Raw genomic sequence first — 21,279 nt, 5'->3', positions numbered from 1 at the left:
TTGCAACAAATATTTAAAAGAAGGGTAAAAATGTTTAAAATAGAAGATCTAAGGTACCGACAAGGATGTTGAATATCGCGCAAAATAGCACAAAATGACGCTATTTTTGAAAATATTGCTAAAAGTCCGCTATAAAATATGATAATTTGATAGCTCAACGAAAAGAATTCTATACAAAAAAAAAGAGAACAACAATTTCTAATCATTTAAAGAAATATAAAATATTTTTTCGCATCTTTGATGTGATTTATACAATCTATTGAATTAACCATTTAATGATGTTTTGGATATTTTATCCAACCTACTTAAAAAAGAGCCAAATGTTATGGAATATTTTTCACCATTGAAACACCGTTCCGATGAGATCACAAAATTCATTGCTAATTGTGGTATATTTTCCTTGCTCCTGAAAAATGGTCAAGTCATCCAGTTTATCCCAGAAAATCCAGATCAGTTTACCGAATGGCTAAACAGCAAGGGGATTAAAAACATTAGAGGAAAACAAACGAATCCGTACAAATCTATCTTTGAGGAGAAATAGACTTTTTCTAGCTATTGGGTAAAGGCCATTATGCGCATAAAACCATATTATGCGCATAATACAATTAGAAATAGATTTATTTCCATATCCGGAATGCATCAAATACGACATAACCCAACGCATTGTTACCGGCGATTTGATACAGTCCAACGCGCAGCTTTTTACCATTCAGATCATTTCTTACAAATGGCGTCCCCGGAAGGTCCTTCCAATCCAGACCATCTTTCGAGGATCGTAAGAAGAAATAATTACCAACCTTTTGAACCTGAAGATAAGGCGAAAAATCGATTCCCGTCCCCGTATTGTCTTCCTGAAAAATTTGCGGTCCAATGCTTCGCGACAGATTGCCGAGGTTCCATCCCGTTAAAATACAATGATTGATGTAAGCACCCTTCCTGTCCACCGGTTGAATCATAATACCAGCTTCGTTTGATGTGCGTATCCGGCGAGCCAAGCCCGCTACATCGCTGACCTTGACTTCCACAGTAAAATCACCTTCCAGCTCTTTATAAAGAAAAGGGCCGGGCGGTAATTTGTCGCCCCACTTGGTATCCTTCGACTGTAATTTCCAGCTGCTGTTCTGCCAAGAAACCTCAGTCTGTGTACTATCATTCCAACCAATAGCTTCATATCCATCCCAAAAAGGGATCTTCTTATTTCGGGTTGTATCACCCTGTAGTGGTGAAAACTGGAGCAATTTAGGCTTTAGCTCCCGAACAGAAATTCGGGTGGGCTTGCTCACATGTCCAAAGACATCTTTAACCGACACTTCGATGGCCTTTTCAAGTTTGGACGGTTTAAAAAGATGATAGGGCTCTTGTTTCCAGCCCGATAGCTCATTTGTTCCACCAAACAGATACCAAAGCCCTTGCTGTTTTTCCACCTGCACAAAGACCTGATTGCCATTGATAAAATGCGGTTGCGAAAGTACCTTTGGAACATACGCTTCCAAATCATTAGCCAACCCATCCTTCCACTGGCTGAACCTTTTATTTACCGCATCCGATGTTAAGTGATGTGGATAAGCACGAAAGAAATGAAATGGATAAGTCAATTGAATACTGTTACTCATCATCCTTAGCAGTTTGTCAGAATAACCCGGCTTTTCAAATTTGCCGTTACAATAAAATTTCTTCTTCCCATTATCAGCTGTTATTACAGCATGTTGCCATGCAGTACCATCGTACCAATCGAAGTCCAAAGCATAGTTTTTCTCCTGCAATATCGCTGTCAAAGCCTTACTTTCTAGGGTATTTACTTTTATTGACAGTCTGTTACCCTTCACAGCGACTTCCGCATCTTGAAGCGTTACTAACGTGTCTGCTGATGTTCCCTGATTTCTTAAGGTGTTGACCTTCCCAAGGTTCAAATCATCAGCTTGCAGCGCAAAAAAATGCCATTCCGGATCCACATTTGCCAATTTGGCTACCAATTGCTCATCCAAGGCGGTATGATACAGTTTTAAATCCGCTACATAACCCGAAAAGTTTTGATTGAGTATGTCCGAAGCTCCAAGAACAAAAGATTTCCCCGGATGAACAAACAGCATTCTGTTCTCCGTACGCTGCAGTTTTCCATCCACATAAATAGACTCTTGATAGCCATCGAAAGAGAATACAATGTGATGCCAGGAATTTGCCTCTGGAACAGAAGAATACCCCATATCAGGCCACGATCCGTGAATGATAGCACCCTGTTTTGGATCGCTGCCATAACCAAATAGTGCCCTACTGAGATCCTGCGATCCCGACGACCAGGCGAGCAGTTGTTCAAATCTTCCAAGCCTGGGATTATTTACCCATAGTGCAAGGCTAAACGAACTATTTCCTGCAAGTGACTGCGGTACGGCAAAACTCGATCGCAGCGCAGTGGTTCCATCAAAGAAAAATGCCCGCTTGCCTTGATAATTTTTAACGGCCAATGCCTGTTCAGAACTAAACACTCCCCCTATCAAACCCTTATTTTTAATATTTTTCACGAGCTGCCCCTCCTCGTAATCCGTTGCATCAATATGGATCAGATCGCCTTGCGTTACTTCTTTAGCAGGCATGTGTTGTGGTGGCGACCATAATGTCTCCTGAACGAGCTGCTGTGTATAAACCTTCATATTCCATAGGCCACGAGGAAGCCCATTCAATTGCGTATGCAGTATATGCAGTCTAACATATCGCCCCAAAGCTTTACCATGTTCAACAATAGGACTTGCCCAACGGTTGTTGTCCGAACGATCCACATAAGTCACCCAGGTTATTGCATCGACAGAAGTCTCTAATCTGTACTGATAGGCATAAGTCGGATACTCAAATTGAATGGCTATTGTCTGTATATCCACCACCTTTCCTAAGTCAATTTCTACCCAGGACGGTCCTTCGTTGTTCTTGGCCCGCCATAATGTTCCATTATTGTTGTCTACCACGAAAGAGGGTCTAAAATCCATCGAGTAAAAAGAGGATGCCCTCACTGCTTTCCCAAAAGCCAAATCGACCGGCTCTGCCTGAGCAGGTACTACATCCAGCACGCCAGTATGTGTAGGCCGCACCGGCACGATGTCACCCTCGGGCGTAAAGAAAATTTCGTCCATCGCCACCTGACGGTGGAAACCACCTCCCGAATGCGGATTATTGTGTCTGTGATAGACAATGAAATAACGGTTGTCTAGCTCCAACACACTATGATGTCCTGGGCCATGAATACTACCATCCTCATTGGTGGTCAAAATGGGATTGGTAGAAGGGTATTCAAAAGGTCCCATAGGGCCTACTTTACTTTTGACGTATTGTACGCGGTAGCTATCATCTTCACAATGGCCGGAAGAGTACATCAGATAATAGATGCCCTTACGTTTAAACATATAAGGAGCTTCAAAAAAGTCTTTCGCCACGGTATTGGGGATCAACGCTGTCTTTTGGAAAGTTTTCATATCGTTATTGAGTATCCCTACAGCACAACCATGATCGGGATAGATGCCCCAGGTTCCCCAATACATATAGATGCGGCCATCGTCATCCCGAAAGGTTTGCCCGTCTAGGGTAATCACGCCGGGGATCATATAATTTGGGATCATCGATTTGCCGTCAGGCACTAAAGGTTTCCAGGGGCCCGTTGGGCTATCGCCCACTGCGCCAAAAATTTCGACAGGCTGACTATAATAGAGGTAATAACGGCCATCGTATCCCTGCGTCATATCCGGCGCCCAGTACCAATGTGTATTGGGCCAGTTCATCGGTTGAATCTTCCAGTTTCTTAAATCTTTCGATGTCCACACCTGTGACGGCCCCGCACCCCAGCCATTCCCATCAGTCGTCGCAAAGATATAATAGGTATCCGCAATTTTTTTAATCGTCGGATCAGCAAAATATCCAGGCAGCAGCGGATTCAACACATTCGGCTGCTGCCAAGGTTGTAACGACTGCGCGAACGTCTTGCTGCCCAACCACCAGCACAATATTGCCAAAACCGTAAAATAGAAATAATCCATCCTCATAACGCAAAGTTTATTGGTTAAAAAAAAGACAGCTCAACCAATCGATTTTATAACAAATAAAACCTACGATAAATGTCCATTTTACATTAAATTTATAAATCAACAGCGGTATTCCAAATTTTGAAGTCAAATCGGTTAAGAATGGGGTGTTTAAGGTTAAAATTCACCCATAAATACAGGGTACAATCATTCATCTTTGTAAGAGCAATGACCTTCGCTGTCTTAAAATGGTTACTAAAATGTCTAAAATGAATCTAAAAAAAAGCTATTGGATCCTCTTTGCGCTCGTTTGCACACAGTTGTCAACTCGTGTGTATAGCCAGCAGGATGAACATCCGGTATGGAAAGCAGTAAAAGCACAGCAGGCCACTTTAGGCTTGGAGGAGGGGGCAAAAAGCTTCACCCTCAAAAACCTCAATGTGGCTATACTCAACGCATCCCAGACACTATCATCCTTTCGGCCCAATAGCGTCGAAAAGGGTTTTGACTATACGCCAGTTGAGCTCCTCAATAAAAGAGATCGCAATCAGTTTTTTCATATCGGCGATATCAATATCCGTTTGCGTCGTCAGGGAGACAGCTCATGGACGGCCTATTCATCAGCTGCAGACCGTAAGCATGTCATCACAATACCCCCTGCAAAAAACAACCTCGCCAGTGCAGATATCAGTCCCACGCTTAACCATATCCCTTTGAAAGTGATCCGACACTGGCAAGATGACCAGGGGGATCTGATCTTGAGTTTTGAACTGACAAACCCCAACGATTATACGATCGAGATTGGATCAATGGGTATCCCTCTCCCATTCAATAATAACATGGACTGGAAGAATCTCGATCAGGCACATGCCCAGAACGTCTTTTTCGATCCCTATATCGGCAAGGATGCCGGTTATCTGCAAGTGAACCGCCTGCATGGCAATGGCCCTAGTTTGCTGGTATTGCCCTATAAAAATGCAGGATTTGAAGCTTACAATCCGCTCAATACTGACCCTACTCCCCGAAGTATTACTTTTGAGGGCTTTCATGAATGGATGATCCATAGCAAGGCCTATGCTGAGACTGAATGGAAAGGCGTAGAACAATGGAACACACCTACTTCCACGCTATTGAAACCACATGAATCAAAGACCTTTGCCTTAAAATTTGTCCTTGCCCCAAGTATCCGGGAAATAGAGTCCGAATTAGTGAAGAACAACAGGCCTGTAGCTATTGGCGTGCCTGGCTATCTTGTTCCAATGGACAATCCGGCCAACCTTTTTATCAAACACAATACAGCTATTAGAAGCATTAGTGTCTATCCCGAAGGAGCATTAACCCTGACAAAAAAAGGGAGCACACCGCAGCAATGGACCAAATATGAAGTGAAAGGCAATCGTTGGGGCCGCGCAAGACTAACAATCAACTATAGCGACGGTATAACGCAGACTATCCAATACAAAGTAATCAAATCCGAAAAAGAAGTGGTTCAGGATCTCGGTCATTTTCTGACCACCAAACAATGGTATGAAAATGACAAAGATCCCTTCGGTCGCTCACCTGCTGTTATATCATACGACTATGAGGAGCAGCAGCCCATCACCCAAAATAAAAGTGCATGGTTTGCGGGTCTCAGTGATGAAGCTGGAGCGGCAAGCTGGCTTGCCGCACTGATGAAACAAGTATTGCAACCCGACCAACAGGAAATAGCCAAATTGAAACGGTTTGTCAATGAAACCTTATATGGCCATATCCAGCACAAAGAAGGAGACAAGAAATACGGGGTAGTCAAAAGCCTATTTTATTATGAACCCGACTCCATGCCAGCTGGCACTTATCGTACGGACATCAACTGGAAGACCTGGTCTGCCTGGCCGAAAAAAGAAGCTGACGATATTGGTCGTTCCTACAATTATCCTCATGTGGCGGCAGCACACTGGGTGATGTACAGACTCGCCCGCAACTATACGAATTTAGTGAACGAAGAAAGCTGGCAAACTTACCTCGAACGTGCTTACCAAACGAGTGTCGCCATGGTCGAAAAAGCACCCTATTACGCCCAATTCGGCCAAATGGAAGGGAGTATCTTCCTTATCATCTTACAAGATCTCCGCCGAGAAGGATTGACGACCATGGCCAATAACCTTGAAGCTGCGATGCGCAAGCGGGCAGAGCATTGGAAAACCCTTAATTATCCGTTCGGAAGTGAAATGCCTTGGGATTCCACGGGTCAAGAAGAAGTCTTTCTTTGGTCACGCTTTTTTGGCTTTGATGAGAAAGCACAGGTCACTTTGAATGCCATCATCGCCTATATGCCTACCGTTCCGCATTGGGGTTACAACGGCAGCGCGCGGCGTTACTGGGATTTTGTCTATGGTGGCAAACTTTCGCGAATCGAGCGTCAGCTCCATCACTACGGTTCCGCGCTTAATTCCATCCCTGTGCTGATGGCCTATCGGGATCATCCCGACGATTTCTACTTGCTACGTATCGGACATGCAGGCATGATGGGAGCACTGGCCAATGTTACTACCGACGGCTTCGGTCCGGGAGCATTCCACTCCTATCCATCCACATTGGCCAATGACGGTATCTCCGGAGATTACGGAACCGGCTTTTATGGCTATGCAGTCAATTCGGGAACCTATATAGTGGAGCACCCTGAATTTGGGTGGCTCGCATTCAGCGGTAATCTAAGAGCCGAAAAACAGCTGGTCAAAGTTGCGCTGACGACAGCATCCAAAGCTCGTGTATTCCTCGCCAAGGAGAATCTTTGGCTCACCACAGATGCCGGCGAGATCGCCGAACTGCACTACGATCAAAAAGACGGTAGCATCACCCTGGTTTTCAATAGCGCTAGCCAGAAACCTATTACGAATATCTTGCTTAATGTTAATCCCGAAAGCAATTACGTAGTAGAAGGTTTCAATAAGGATGCATTTAACCGTTATACAATACCTGTGTCAACTAAAATGATAACATTGAAAAAGTTGAAGTAAAAGTGCTACACAGTAGCGCGCATAAGATAACAATAAAGGTGGCTTCCATGAGCTGGAAGCCACCTTCTGCTTTCAATAAACCCAATCATAACAGTTATCCATAAAGCCATCGGCCATCTTTTCATCCGAAAAAGAAGACGCTCCTAACTCAGTAACTTTTGCTGAAATGCAAAACGGATCAGATCGGCTGTATTTTTACTTTTGGTCTTATCCATAAGATTCTGACGGTGCCCTTCAACAGTGCGTTTGCTCAAAAACATCTTGTCTGCAATTTCCACAGCAGTAAAACCTTGGGCAATGAGTTCAAGTACAGCAAACTCCCGCTCCGTGATTTCATATTGCGAAAGACGTGAAGCCACATCGACACTGGTGCTACTCTCTACATCAAAATTTTCCATAAACCGTAGACCGAAATTGGTCATCAGATATTTATGCCCTTGGGATAAACGTAATAGTCCAAATAAGATTTCATCATAATCCCCACCCTTCGACAGATAACCGTCTGCACCACTACGAAAAGCTTCGGCCACTTCATTCGGTTCTTCCACCATCGATAAAAGCGCAAATCTGACGTCTGGATATATCTTCTTGGCCATTTGGATGAAAGTTATTCCATCCATACCCTGCATATTCAGGTCTGTTAAAACTAAATCCGGTAAGCTATTTTTTTCAAGGTACATTAATGCATCCTCTGCACTATCTACTTCCCCTACCACAGAAAGCTTGTCGTGGGTATCAATAATCAATCGTATCCCGTTTCTCACAAGCCGATGATCATCAACTAAAAGAATTTTAGTCATTTTTCCTCCAATCCCACTAAGATACTTTATTTTTTTTAATAAGTTAATTTTTTTAAAATAGTTCATTGAAAAATGAACCTATTTTACTTCACCTTACGCCATATTTTCTCATTGCCCACCTGCTGATAATCTTTTGCCAACACCGAGAAACGTAGCGTTTCCTGACTTCCCAACGCTAAGTATCCGAGGGTTTCCAAACTCTCATCGAATAAAGATAGGACTTTAGCCTGAAGTTGGGTATCAAAATAGATTAGTACATTGCGGCATAGAATTAGCTGAAAGGCATTGAAAGATGCATCACTTACCAGGTTGTGTGTAGCAAAAACAATCTTTTCCTGCAAACTAGATGTTAGCTTCACCCAATTATAATTGGCTGTATAATAACTGGAAAAATCTGCTTTTCCACCCGAAAGCTGGTAATTTTCCACATAAGATTTTAGATTTGCCATGGGTATAACGGCTCGCTTAGCCTGTTCTAGGACAGAAGGGTTAATATCTGTGGCATAAATCAATGATTTGTGCAGTAATTTGGTTTCCTGCAACAAAATGGCCAACGAATAGGCTTCCTCACCTGTCGCACAGCCCGCTATCCAAATGCGGATAAAGGGTGAAGTACCTAATTTGGGCAGAATTTCATCGCGCAGACGTAAAAAAAAGTTTGGATCGCGAAACATTTCTGTAACGTTGACCGTCATCTTTTCGACAAATCGCTGCATGTACTCGGGTTCATGTAACACACGGTACCGCAATTCGGCAAAACTCGCAAAATTATCTAGTAGGCAAAGCTGATTGATCCGCCGCGACAAAGACGCTATGGTATAATGGGTAAAATCGTAGCCATAGAGACGTTCCACATCTTCCATCAATATCATCACCTGCTCTTGGCTAACAATTTTTTTGCCACTGATCATTTAACAATTTCCCCCATTAACCTCACCAGAAGTTCGATATCGATCGGTTTTGAAATATAGCCGTTGGCTCCCGCTGCCAAACACTTTTCACGGTCGCCCGTCATCGCCTGCGCCGTGACGGCGATGACGGGCATTTCTTGAGAATCCCAAGTTTTGCGGATTAGCTGGGTCGCTTCATATCCGTCTATCTCGGGCATCATCATATCCATCAACACCAGACCTACGCCAGTACTATTCCGCAGCTGAGCAAGCCCCTCTTCGGCAGACAGACAACCCAAGGCTTGAAAGCCTCTCGATTTTAGGGCCAATTTCAACGCAAATATATTGTTTTGATCATCATCGATGATTAATACGGTTTTGTTCTTGTCCATGCTCTTTTATCTATTGCCTTTTATTTTATTACAACAACTATTCATACATCCATACCCGTAGCAGGGACAAGAGTTGATCGATATCCACCGGTTTGGATATATAATCTGACGCTCCTGCAGCGATACATTTTTCCCGATCTCCCATCATTGATTTGGCAGTAACAGCAATGATCGGCATATTCTTATAATGGGGATTACTTCGAATCGACGCAATCGTTTCGTATCCATCCATCTCGGGCATCATCATATCCATCAGGATCACAGCCACATCTTCATTTTCTTCGAGCTGTTTCAGTGCATCCTTTCCATCTGTTGCCGGTACGACGGTCATATGATATTTCTCAAGGGCTTTCGTGAGCGAGAAAATATTACGGATGTCATCATCTGCTACAAGCACCTTTTTACCCTTCAACACATCTTCCAAAAAGCCAAGCCTAGCGGGAGCTTTCGCCGAAGTACCTTTGTTTTCCTCTACAAGATGTAAAAATAACCCCACTTCATCCAATATACGTTGATAGGAATTGGCGGTTTTAACGACAATTGTATCCGCATAACGTTTTAATTTCATTTCCTCCACTTGCGATAGGTTCTTACCGGTAAAAACAATAATCGGTAATTTTTCTAACCCTTGGTTGCGTTTTACAGCCTCCAATGTCTCGTAACCGACCCTGTCAGGAACGCCCATATCGAGTATCACGCAGTCTGCAGTATCAGAACTCAGCGCCGCAATGCTATCTTCTACGTTGCTCTTGATTTCAGAGACAATGTCAAAACTCCCGAGAAAGAGAGACAAAGCAGCTGCATGTTTAGGGTTTTCTTCAACGATAAGTACCTTTTTAGGATGTCTAGTGAGCGCTTCCTCTATTCTGCGAAACATATCACCCATTTGTTCCAACGCCATAGGTTTGTTGATAAAGTCTATAGCCCCCTGAAGCAGACTCTCTCTTTTAACCTGCAGAGAGGACATAATATGCACCGGAATATGTCGTGTTTTGGGATTTTCCTTGATCTCAGCCATTACTTGCCATCCATCTTTGAGGGGGAGCTGAATATCCAGCAAAACTGCGAGCGGCATATATTGCGCTACTACTTCTGCAGCAATGTCGCCACGCACCACCACAATACCCTTATAGTTTTGCTGACGCGTATATTTAAGTAGAATCTTTGCAAACTCAATATCGTCCTCGACGATCAAAATAAAGCGGTCGCCAGGAACGATGCTATCGCGATCGTCCGGAACTTCGGCTGGGATAGGTATTTGCAACGTATTTTCTACAGGTAAAGCTGGCACCGCTGGAATGTTTTCCAAAGAAGTGTGCTCTTCAGGTAAAATTTCCGCGTCGTCTGTTGTCAACAACGTTTGCGGAGGGCCGAATAGGGATGTATTTTCGTCCGAAATGCGTTCGGGAATAATCAGTTGAAAGACACTACCTTCACCTTCTTCGCTATTCAATGAGATTTCACCGCCAAGTAATCGTGCCAATTCCCGGCTTATGGAAAGCCCCAGTCCCGTACCACCAAATTTCCGTCGCGTAGAGCCGTCAGCTTGTTGAAAAGCCTCAAATATTAGGTGCTGCTTATCCTTTGGTATTCCAATTCCGGTATCGCGCACTTCAAATACAATCCCGTTTCGTGGCGACGGTTCACGGTCGATATGTAGCGTTACCTTGCCCGATGCCGTGAATTTAATAGCATTAGAGAGTAGATTACGTAAAATCTGATCCAGCCGCTGTTTATCTGTTTCGATCTGAGTGGGCAATTGCTCCGCTACACTCATTTCCAATCCAAGTTTCTTGTCGGCAGCAATTGGTCCGAACATCGCCGACAGCCCTTGCACGACATCCGCAAACAATACGGGCTGTACATCCAAATCCATTTTTCCGGATTCAATTTTAGAAAGATCCAAAATCTCATCTATTAGTGTCAGCAGACTCTTTCCCGAACTCTGGATCACTGCTGCAGATTCCATCTGTTCCTCGTTAAGGTTACCGTCCGTATTTTCGGCCATCAGACGGGAAAGCAGCAAAATTGAATTGAGCGGAGTACGCAGTTCATGCGACATATTAGCCAAAAATTCAGACTTATAGCGTGTGCTTTGTGCAAGCTCTGCCGCTTTCTTCTGAATTTCCTGGTTACGTTCGGCTATTTCCAGATTTTTATCTTCCAACAATCTGGAGCGCTCTTCCAGTTCACGGTTAGACTGCACCAACTCTTCCTGCTGAACACGAAGTTCCTCCTCTGAAGCCTGCAGTTTATAGGTATGCATTTCGAGACTAGAATTCAGTGATTCCAACTCCGTATGTTGTGCTTGCAGCTCTTCAGTCTGCGCCTGTGTTTCTTCTAATAAATTCTGTACAACCAACCGAGCTTGCGATGCGGCGAGTGTAGCCCCCACTTTTTGCACAGCTTCTCTAAAAAACGCCAGTTGTATCGAAGAAAAGGGCTGCAATGAGCCAAGTTCCATTACACCAATACATTCACTTCCATCATAAATGGGAAGTATAAAAAGGTTGTTTACCTGTACTTTTCCAGTGGCGAAGCTGATGACATAATGCGTATCTTCGAGGTTTTCAAATAATTTTTCCTGACCATCTTTAAATACCTGCCCTACCATGCCATCCCCTGCTGCGAAGCGCTTATGGTTGGGATCTTCAAGTCCATAAGCACCCCTTAACACCAACTGATCCTGCTCCATCAGATAAATGGCCCCATTGACACAACTGCCATACGTCGCTAGATGTCGCAACGTGACAGCCGTGATCTCTTCTTGAAGTTTATTGCCCATTAAAAGATTGCTCAGCTGCGTTAATCCAGCTTGATGCCAATTATTGTTATTGAGTTCATCAAAAGAAACCTTTAGTGACCGAGCCATTTCATTGAGCGATCCCGCTAAGCTTCCCAAGTCGTCCTGTTCAGCATCCTGTATCTGCATATCATAATTTCCCGCTGCGATTTCACGGGCAATGCGCTGCGTAATACTGAGCCTCCGCTGGATCTCCTCATCTTTACGTTTCAGATCATGCTGTAACTGTTCTCGCTTAAAGAAATCAGCCCGCAAACGGAAGTAAAAAAAGACAGTGATCAGCAAAGAAACTGCCGCGGCCAGCAAAACAAAAATAGATGTATAACCAGAAGATCGTCCGAGTTCATTTGAACGCTTGTTCAATAAAGATTCTTCTTTATCTATGATCTGGCCAATTAAAATTCTACAGCTATCCATATAGGATTTCCCTTCTTCGAGTTGGGAAACCGTCACCATTCCGCCGCGCCTTTTGATCGTAACCAGATTTTCTAATTTAGTAAGCCTAGATTTTACCATCGTGGACAGGGTATCAATTACCCGCTGCTGATCGGGGTTGTCGGCTGTCAAATCGTGCGCACGGCTCAACGATTGGGGCAGCGACTCAAGGCCGGTTTGGTAAGGATTTAAAAACTTATCCAGCCCAGTCAGCAGATAGCCACGTTGACCCGTCTCGGCATTTTGCAGATCCTGTAGAATTTTATTAACACGGCTCATCACCCGACGGCTATGGTCCACCATTTCACTATTATGAATCTGCTTACGAATACTAATATAAGAGGCCGTTGAACTAGCTAAGAGCAACAATAGCGATATTCCAAAACCTATCTGCAGGTTTTTTAAAATAGTTTTAGGCATGCTTTTTCATCCATTGAGTTAAGACTATGCCAACTGATGGTCTAGATGGCCGCCAAATATAGCAATACAGGGCCTAAAATGAATATCCCTTGAGCAAACACGGAGAATGTTACCGTATTTTAACAAAAAGTCACGTATTTATCCCCCCTCGGCAATCCTTTGGGCAATGATTTCGGAAGTCGCTGCGCAAAAATCAAGACCTGAATAGTCCGGATTATAGCCACCAATATAAGGTACAGCCATCATAAAAATACGTTGGTTGGATCGCCCGCTGTGATCAACTAGCTGAAAGCTGTCGTCTATCTTTATTCCCGGCACCCGCAAAAATATAGCCCCATCCGGTGCTACAAACATATGATCATTACCCGCCAGTAACTGTTCCTTGGCATGCTCCACAGAGCGGAACCTCAAATAAGCGGGGCTAATATTACCATTGTCGATCAAACTCTTAAAAGGAAAATCTTCAAAATCCAACGGCTGCTGGCCTACACAGTCGACAAAGGTCTTATAATATGTTTTATTTTCTATGCCTTGCTCATTTGTATAAAAGTAGTTAGCTCCACAGTCTTTTGCAGGTTCGACCCGGCTTTCAGTACCGACGTTTACCACCTCAAGAACACCGGCATCGTGCAATGCAAGCAACTCGCGACTAGAGCCCTGCGGTACGAAAGCAATCACAATAGAAATCAGGGGCATTAACACCTTCTTTAAGCGAAGCATATCTTCTGCAGACATGTATTTTGCTGGATAATTCAATGTAAAGCTCAGCGCAGAAAGCACTTCCTTCCAGTAAATCGATTCGTGCCTTTTGATGGACTTTAGCGCTTGGACGTGTTCCTGACGAAAACCTTCGAAGGCGTCTTTCTGCTCCCGCATGGCAAGTACGGCTTCCACAAAATCTTCGAGACTGAGCTTTTCCACCATGGCGTAGAAGGCAGGATCTTTCTCCTTAAACTGGGCTTTAAAATTTCGCTCAAATAAAAAATCAAGCGATACAAAACCTTCATTTTCGAGCCTATTAAGCATCAGTTCCTCTTCTGAAATTAAGAGATTATTGGCTAAGAACGGATCTTCCTGATGAAAGCGGATTGCAGGCAGAAGCCCACTACGTGTATGCATCACTATTTTAAAATTTTCGCTTCCTGGATCAATGTGATATTTTATCTCGCCTGTTTCTAGCACGTCAAAAGAGCCATTGTGCCGGGCAAGTGTACGTACAGCATCTATTGCAGTAAGCGAAGCGCCACGTATCCCAACGGCATGGTTAGTCTTTAGGGCGAGTTTAGAGGGTGGATAAGGCGATTCGAAGTAGTGTTCGACATTACCCTCATGTTTAGTTGGCCATTTGTGTCCCGTGCAAATAACGGCCTTATCAACGATATAAGTATCTGTGCTTCCAACAATTACTTTCACCTGCGACTGGCTTTCTAGGTCAACGATATCGCTTACCTGGCTGGCTAGGTACACTTGGGTTTCAATACCTTTTGCATCTGCCATACGCTTTAATAGTGTAAACTGTTCCGATAAATAGCGACCGAGCAGTAATCGCGGCACTACTTTATACCGATTAAAATCGTCCACATCAATGCCATAGGTACGAAGCGTAGTTGCCGACAGCGATTGGACATACTCTTCAATGGTAGTCACCAGTTTCGGTATTTCATGATCGGAAACATTTGTCAGGTGCTCAGGTGTAGCACCTTCATAGCTGTAAGGCATCCCTGCACCTAACTGTTTTCGCGACTCAAAAATAGATATTTTGAGCTCCCCCATATTCTTTTCAATCAATCTTTTGTATATAAACAGGCCACTGGGTCCGCCCCCGATGATGGCTATATGGATGTGTTGTTGCATAGTTTTCATTGCGCTGCCTGAATGGCAGTTTCGGAAATAAGAACAACAATAAATTACATAAAGTTTTAAGTTGCATTTATTACGCCGCAATAAAAACTGCGATAAATACGGATTGCGATTTAAATACCTGAATCTGCGATTCTGCAAACGAACGCTGTGTCGATGCTGTTTTCCGAATAAACAAAAATGATAACAAATAATAATATTATGGAAAACAACATCAACAACCCAGAAATCATCAACGACATTATTAAGATCAACAATGACCGTATTGAAGGGTATAAAAAAGCAATTGATCTGGCAACCAGTCACGGCTTAGATAAACTGATCCCTACGTTTCAAAAATTTATCGGACAGTCAGAAGAATTTATCGCCGAATTAACTCCTTATGTTGAGCTTGAGGGTAAAGAGGCTACCGATAGCACCATGTTAAGCGGCAAACTATTCCGTGCCTGGATGGGAATCAAAGTTAATATCACAGGCGACGACGAAAGAAGTTTATTGGAGACCTGCGAACAGGGAGAAGACGCTTTTAAATCCACCTACCAAACAGCGCTGGCAGATGGATCCGATGAACTTTCGCAAAATGTGCATAGTTTAATCAATACCCAACTTAGTAAACAGCTTGAAGCACACAATATCATTAAAATGTTACGCGACAGCAAAACAATTTAAGGGTTAACAATAACAGGATTCTAACAAAATAGATGATCTTTTCAATAGATGACCTTCTCACAAAAAATACCGAAGCGATTTAAGCTTCGGTATTTTTCTATTGAGGACAGGACATCGACAATGAAGATTCTCCACAAATGCAGCATGCGTTGTAACAAATACAATTATTACATTGTAAACAACCATTGCTCCTTTGATCTATCACATCAATAAAAACTAATTGTATTCTTTTTGAAATTTAATGTCATCTTGTACTGATTTAAAAATGGTGTACCCAACAAACCCTCAATAGGCAATGCGTCGGAATCTTGTCCGCCACCAATAGCTTGATCTGTAATAACTGTGTACATATCTTTTAATACCAGCTGACCTACTTTAGCATGAGTAAGAAACGCGATACGATTGCCTTGACTTGTTCCATTCACCCCTTTGATATCCACCTCACCTTCCTCATAATCAATATAAGATTTTAGCTCCGTTTCCAATGCCTTTTTCAGCACATTGGCATTAGCACCACAATCTATTCCCATCGGATACACCTTTCCACCGAAAGTAATATCCACAATAGGAATATGCCTTTTCAGGCGTAAAGGATATTGCGCCAGCAAAAGCCCCTTATCGATTGGCTCCCCAGGCACCTCACCTCGATCATCCATTTTTTCTAGTAACAACTCTTGCCTTCTGTAGTCTATGGTAAACTGATAGTTTTTCAATACGCCAATGCCGAGTAAACCTAAAATTGGACTTCCATCTCCAATTTCCATGTGCATATCATCCATCTGAGAGACTGGAGCATCAAGTTTATGGAGTACAATGCCAGCTACCTGAAGGTTGTTACCAGTTGACCAGACCACCTGTTGCATTTGTCCGCCAATACCTGCGAAATCTACCGAAACATCTTTGCGAATTTGTTCTGGGACCACAAATTCCTTGCGTAATATGACTACTGGAGCACCGCTATCAAATTGAAAATAACCTTTTATACCGTTGAGCATCGATTCAAGGTAGACCAATCCATTCACCATTTTAAATGGGATGACCAGTGTCTCAGGTTGCTCTGCATTCCCCAATGCATCCGCCAACGCTTTATCAGGATCGCCCTTTATGTTTCCTCTGATAATGCCAAGATTTATAATTTTTCCGGCACGATTAAATAGAAAAGTTGGTCTACCGGGTTTACCATCCGAATAAGTTACTTCAAGCTGAATCCGTTCATCGCCATCCGCAAGCATCTGCTGATCCACAATCTGAAAAGCTTTCATACTTGGGAATTTAGCCAGAATTTCTGGTACAGCAACAGGGTTGTTCAACTTGGGCAGATTACCAATCGTTGCACTGTCGGCCATCATACCCAACAAAGTAACAGCATCTTTTTTATTCATGGCCGCCATAATCCGATCAATCGATTTGACATTATCAATCTGTTGAGCGACTGCTAGATTTCCTATCAGCGATAAAACAACTAGTATAAATATGGTCTTTCTCATCTTACTTTACGGTTTCTTTCAACCATTTCACAATTGAGCCTAACGTACTCTCGGGTATTTCACCAAGTTTTGCGTATTCCGCAGGTAGGCAGGTTTGACAAGGCTGCAATAAATGATTTACATTTGGCAGCAGGATGGTCGTTACCTTTCCGTGCTGGCCGGCACGACTGTACTGCTTCCAGTAAGTTAAATTGATGGAATCTACAAAAACATCTTTACTACCATTGATCGCCAGAATGGGAACATCCACGCGACTTAAAAAGATCCGTGGGTCGTAGGTGACAAAATAGCGATACCAAGGTCCGATAGCCTGCTGCACATAGGACCAAATCGGAAAGCGGAAATGATCGTACTCAATACCTAAAGATTTAAAGTAAAGATCATCTTTTTGTTTCCAGTAATTATATGTCGCGTGAAGCTTACTCTCCAGGCTGTCCGAATTGGCATATTGGAAGGCGGTCGCAAACATTAACCGATTGATTTCATTGGAACGTTGCTTGTCGACCTCTTTCAAAGGTGAGGTATTCACAAGGTTCTCATTCTGCACAAAAAGCGATTCCAAACCGCTAGAAGCCAAGCCCGATAAGCTGATTAAAAAAGCGACATCTTTGCTTTGTGAAGCCGCTATCGAAATCACAGCCCCCCCTTCGCTATGCCCCAGCAGACCGATATGCCTTAAGTCAACATTTTTTTCAGTTTTCAAAAATTGCAGCGCACCTAAAACGTCAAGTGCAAAATCTGCTGTTGTAGCATATCGGTATTCGCCTGTCGTTTTACCAACACCGCGATCATCCATACGTAACACCACATATCCCTTGGGTGTTAAAAAATTGGCAATACGGGCAAACATCTTTGTCCCGGCCATTGTACCATCCCGGTCCTGTGGTCCAGTACCTGAAACGATAATAACGGCCGGATATTTCCCCGCCTTGATAGGCGAGGAAATGGTGGCGCCAATGGTAATACTATCTGCTTTTGACTTAAAGATAACCTCCCTTTGATTGATGGACTGTGCTGAAGTAATGCCGTAAAAAATCAATGAAGCTACAGCTAGAAAGAGTGATTTGATTGTTTTCATATCCTTATTTCCCAGCTTTTAACATGTTGACCATTTCAATGATTTCATCGGCGAGCTCAGAGGTGCTGCCCATATAACCAACCTCCGAAAAACGAAGTTTGCCATTTGGCCCCACCACCATCTTATGCGGAATAGGTCCTACACCAGCGGCCTTTGAAGCCTTACTATCCGTATCCAGTAATACGGTGAAAGGATAGCCATTTTCTTTCATATAATTGGTCACGTATTCTTTCATGTCTGGCTTACGTTCCTGTGTATTGATGAAATAAAAGACAACGTTCGGATCATTTTTAAAATGATCTACCGCCAATTTCATCCCCGGAAATGCACCTTTACAGGGGGCACACCACGAAGCCCAGAAATCCAATACAACAATTTTTCCTTTCTGTGCAGAAAGGCGTACTTTCTTTCCATGTTGATCCAACAACTCAAAATCCGGCATATTCTTGTTGATTAAAAGGTTCTGTACCTTTTCTTTTAGCTCCTTTCCCTTGTCGGCATTTTTGAGACTAGCCAAATACTGTTCGTAGCCTTTATCTGATTTGTTTTTTGCATTATAGATTTTTTTCATCAGCTCCAGCATATAGGTCGAACTCTGATTCATGGCATAACTTTGCTCCAGTGCCATTTGCAGTTCTTTGGTTTTCCCCTGCCCCTCAAGCACACGTACATAAGTATCATTTAAGTTTGCATTTTTGTAGCTCGCGGTACTCTGCGCGGCGGCGGCATAGGCAAAGGCTTCGTCGTAAAGTTTATTGTCCACCAATATCTTGGCAAATAAAGGTGCATTTGAATAATATAACGTTGCATATTTATCCCCCTGAAAGTTATCCTTGTAGTAATTCAGACGTTCCATAATAACTCGGGCATAAGGCAATATTTCGGCAGGTCCTATGCTTTTTTGCGAAAGATACGGCACCTCCAAGGAACGGTAGATCACATTGGAAAGGGCCTCGTAGGGTGCGATCTTGGACATATACTTACTATAGTTGGACAGATCTTTTTTCATGCTGGTGTACACCGAAATAATCCAGTAAGCACTGATATAGCTGATTCGATTCGCTTCGTTAAAAGCATCTTCAGCTTCCTCATAGGGATGTTTATCAATAAAGTCCATCGCAGCTTTCAGGCGTTCATCGTCCGTCTTCGCTTGTTGAATGAGCTTAAAATCAGCCAGACGCTGTTGATCCTTTACATATTGACCCTTTGGAAACTGGGCGACAATTTTTTGCTGTAATGCCTCAGCTTTAGCAGCATCTTTTAAAATATCCTTATAGACACGATAAATTTCCAGTAGATCCTCTTCTTTGATATTGGGCATCTGTTCCAGGCTGTTCAGCTCCCGATCAAGCTTGGCTAAGGACTCTGGGGTATTCATGTGTTTCAAGGCACTTGCGGCAGCGTAAAGCACACGAAATCGGTTTTCCGGATGATACTGTAATTCATATTTCACCCACATCAAAAGTATCTCATTCGATTTGTAGGCCACGGTATCTACGACATAAGGAACACCCGCAACGATGTGCGGCGTCCGCAACATGCCCCAACCGACCATTCCTCCCGACATCTGGCGTTTATCGTTTGCGGAGAGGATATAGGAATAAGTTTGCTCCCCACCTTTGTCTACCAGGGTATCCGATTTAAAAACAAGATTCATTAAGGCCAAATGTGCCGGCAGTACATATTTTGCAGTCCATACCGAATCATTTTTAGTAAACTTGAGATCTGTAGTCGTCCATTTAAAATCAGTATAACCCGTTAGCTGTGCCGAAATATCTTTGGCATCCTTCAGCAGCGTATTACGAGCATCATATACAAGCTGTACAGTATCCTGTTGTTTTGGAAATTCCGGTATCACCTTAAAAACCTGCGGCTGTTTCTGTTGTTGCGCAGAGGCAGCAGTGCAACACAAAAGTGTCCATGCCAATACAGCTGTAGTTTTTATCATACAATTTTTCATATCTCTTATTTTTCCTTTTTAAAATAAATGAACAGTAGACCTGTTCTTTATGGATTTTGCACTATTTCTGGACTCAAATTAATTTCATATTGCGCGATCCGAAACACATAGCGGTTGCTATTCGGAGCCAATGTAAAAGTATTTCCACCGAATGTACGCGTATACGTTTTCTGAAAACGTGTATCGTCTTTCAGACGGCGCATATCCCACCAGCGCAACATGCGGAACATAAACTCCCGACGGCGTTCCTGCATCACTTTCACCAAAGCATCATCCCCATCTGTTGCGCTCAGATTGACTGTTGACCCCGGCAGAATTCTACTGGCCCGTAACCGATTGACGAATGTCATTGCATTGGCAGGTTGATTGTCCCGCGCAGCAGCCTCCGCCTTAATCAACAGCATTTCAGGAACTGACGGACCTACATTTCGGCCTTCACTTTTTATAAAATCCAAATAATAATACCGACCATCATAGACTTCCCATGCTGATATTTTCGATCCAGGAACCGTAAATAAATTATAGCGCTGGTCGCTTCCGTCAAATAAAGACAATAATTCTTTGCTTAACCGAAATGCTGTCGGCGAATAGGCGGTAATACCATTTATAGGTACTTTGGACAACAAAATCTCAGGATTATAGATTCGTAATGGATAGTTGGCCATAGTTGCCTCCGTAATTTTTGTCAAATCTACTAGCTTGTCATTCAGAGCCAGCGCCTGATCGGCCGCTTTTGCCGCATCCGCATAGCGGTTCATATACAGGTATGTTCGTGCCAGCAAACCATAGGCTGAAGCTTTGGAGGGTAAGGTTGTAAATTGCTGCTGTGATGGCAATGCAGGAAGCGCTGCTTCAATATCCGCTAAAACCGCATCATAGACTTGCTGTAATGTACCTCGCTCAAGTGACTGCTCTGTATTTGGCTGCAAAATTAATGGAACGCCCAACGCGTTATTTGCAGTTGATTGAACGTAAGGTACCGCATACGTATTGGCCAACATTAAGTACGCTGAAGCACGGTGTATTTTCGCTTCTGCTATCAATTGGGCAATTTCAGACGCGCTACCGTCTGAAACTAGAGGTACCTCGGCAATGACGGTATTCGCATAGGCAATCGCATTGTACAATCGAGACCAGTTGTCATCTTTATAATTTTGGTTTCCGATGGGGTAAATATCATCTGCCCATTGATATGAACGACTATAATAGCCATAAAAATCACTACTTGACAATGATTTTTGTTGGGCTGAACCATCGATGAGCTCAAGGTCATCAGCTGCCATATCAGACAGCGCGGGCGAAGCTTCAAAGGTTGCCGTATTGTTTAAGACGTAGCGGTAGTTTTCTATCGTACCAGGTGTCAATTGCCCCTGTGTTTTGATGTCTACATATTTTTCACAACCTGTCATCGTAAAGCCCATACCTGTTGCGGCTAACGCTATTACCAGTTTAAGACCGCTGTTTTTTATAGCTATTTTCATG

General features: G+C 43.2%; 13 protein-coding genes. 3 read left to right on the top strand and 10 right to left on the bottom strand.

From position 1 onward, the window contains the following. Positions 1-325: 325 nt before the first annotated feature. A complete protein-coding gene (locus tag B2107_RS06940) occupies positions 326-541 on the top strand; it encodes a hypothetical protein (protein WP_293954389.1) in 216 nt (71 codons plus the stop codon). A gap of 76 nt (positions 542-617) precedes the next feature. Here B2107_RS06940 and B2107_RS06935 read toward each other — a convergent pair whose 3' ends face one another. Then, positions 618-4,025 (bottom strand): family 43 glycosylhydrolase, encoded by a 3,408-nt coding sequence (locus B2107_RS06935; RefSeq protein ID WP_293954387.1) that lies wholly within the window; start codon positions 4,023-4,025, stop codon positions 618-620. Positions 4,026-4,273: 248 nt separating this feature from the next. On the opposite strand from B2107_RS06935, the gene B2107_RS06930 reads away from it, so the two are divergent. Then, a complete protein-coding gene (locus B2107_RS06930; protein ID WP_293954385.1) occupies positions 4,274-7,003 on the top strand; it encodes a DUF5695 domain-containing protein in 2,730 nt (909 codons plus the stop codon). Between the two features lie 143 nt (positions 7,004-7,146). Here B2107_RS06930 and B2107_RS06925 read toward each other — a convergent pair whose 3' ends face one another. The 5 genes from B2107_RS06925 to B2107_RS06905 all read right to left on the bottom strand — a co-directional run bounded on the left by B2107_RS06925 (position 7,147) and on the right by B2107_RS06905 (position 14,597). Continuing rightward, complete coding sequence (locus tag B2107_RS06925; protein WP_293954383.1) at positions 7,147-7,803, bottom strand: response regulator transcription factor; 657 nt, start codon at positions 7,801-7,803, stop codon at positions 7,147-7,149. Positions 7,804-7,886: 83 nt separating this feature from the next. Further along, the gene (locus B2107_RS06920; RefSeq protein WP_293954381.1) at positions 7,887-8,714 is read right to left on the bottom strand and encodes a CheR family methyltransferase; all 828 of its coding nucleotides are present in this window, start codon (positions 8,712-8,714) and stop codon (positions 7,887-7,889) included. Further along, entirely contained in the window at positions 8,711-9,085 is a 375-nt protein-coding gene (locus B2107_RS06915; RefSeq protein ID WP_293954379.1) for a response regulator, read from the bottom strand. The genes B2107_RS06920 and B2107_RS06915 overlap by 4 nt, the downstream gene beginning before the upstream one ends. A 37-nt stretch (positions 9,086-9,122) precedes the next feature. Further along, positions 9,123-12,743, bottom strand: a complete 3,621-nt coding sequence (locus B2107_RS06910) for a response regulator (RefSeq protein ID WP_293954376.1) — start codon at positions 12,741-12,743, stop codon at positions 9,123-9,125. A gap of 138 nt (positions 12,744-12,881) precedes the next feature. Then, the gene (locus B2107_RS06905) at positions 12,882-14,597 is read right to left on the bottom strand and encodes an FAD/NAD(P)-binding protein (protein ID WP_293954373.1); all 1,716 of its coding nucleotides are present in this window, start codon (positions 14,595-14,597) and stop codon (positions 12,882-12,884) included. Positions 14,598-14,804: 207 nt separating this feature from the next. On the opposite strand from B2107_RS06905, the gene B2107_RS06900 reads away from it, so the two are divergent. Further along, positions 14,805-15,272 carry a PA2169 family four-helix-bundle protein gene (locus B2107_RS06900; RefSeq protein ID WP_293954370.1) on the top strand — a complete coding sequence of 156 codons (468 nt, stop codon included), beginning with the start codon at positions 14,805-14,807 and terminating at the stop codon, positions 15,270-15,272. 206 nt (positions 15,273-15,478) lie between these two features. Here B2107_RS06900 and B2107_RS06895 read toward each other — a convergent pair whose 3' ends face one another. Genes B2107_RS06895 through B2107_RS06880 form a run of 4 tightly spaced genes read right to left on the bottom strand, consistent with a single transcriptional unit; the run spans position 15,479 to position 21,278 of the window. Then, the gene (locus B2107_RS06895) at positions 15,479-16,759 is read right to left on the bottom strand and encodes an aspartyl protease family protein (RefSeq protein ID WP_293954368.1); all 1,281 of its coding nucleotides are present in this window, start codon (positions 16,757-16,759) and stop codon (positions 15,479-15,481) included. A 1-nt stretch (position 16,760) separates the two neighbouring features. Continuing rightward, positions 16,761-17,837, bottom strand: coding sequence for an alpha/beta hydrolase (locus B2107_RS06890; protein ID WP_293954366.1), 1,077 nt, complete (start codon positions 17,835-17,837; stop codon positions 16,761-16,763). A 4-nt stretch (positions 17,838-17,841) separates the two neighbouring features. Further along, complete coding sequence (locus B2107_RS06885; RefSeq protein ID WP_293954363.1) at positions 17,842-19,797, bottom strand: peroxiredoxin family protein; 1,956 nt, start codon at positions 19,795-19,797, stop codon at positions 17,842-17,844. Between the two features lie 47 nt (positions 19,798-19,844). Further along, complete coding sequence (locus B2107_RS06880; protein ID WP_293954360.1) at positions 19,845-21,278, bottom strand: RagB/SusD family nutrient uptake outer membrane protein; 1,434 nt, start codon at positions 21,276-21,278, stop codon at positions 19,845-19,847. Between the last annotated feature and the right edge of the window lies 1 nt (position 21,279).

The organism is Sphingobacterium sp. UBA7855 (genome assembly GCA_002500745.1).
Lineage (GTDB): Bacteria > Bacteroidota > Bacteroidia > Sphingobacteriales > Sphingobacteriaceae > Sphingobacterium.
Note: the sequence above shows the minus strand (reverse complement) of the source record. Positions and strands in the feature narration are given on the sequence as shown.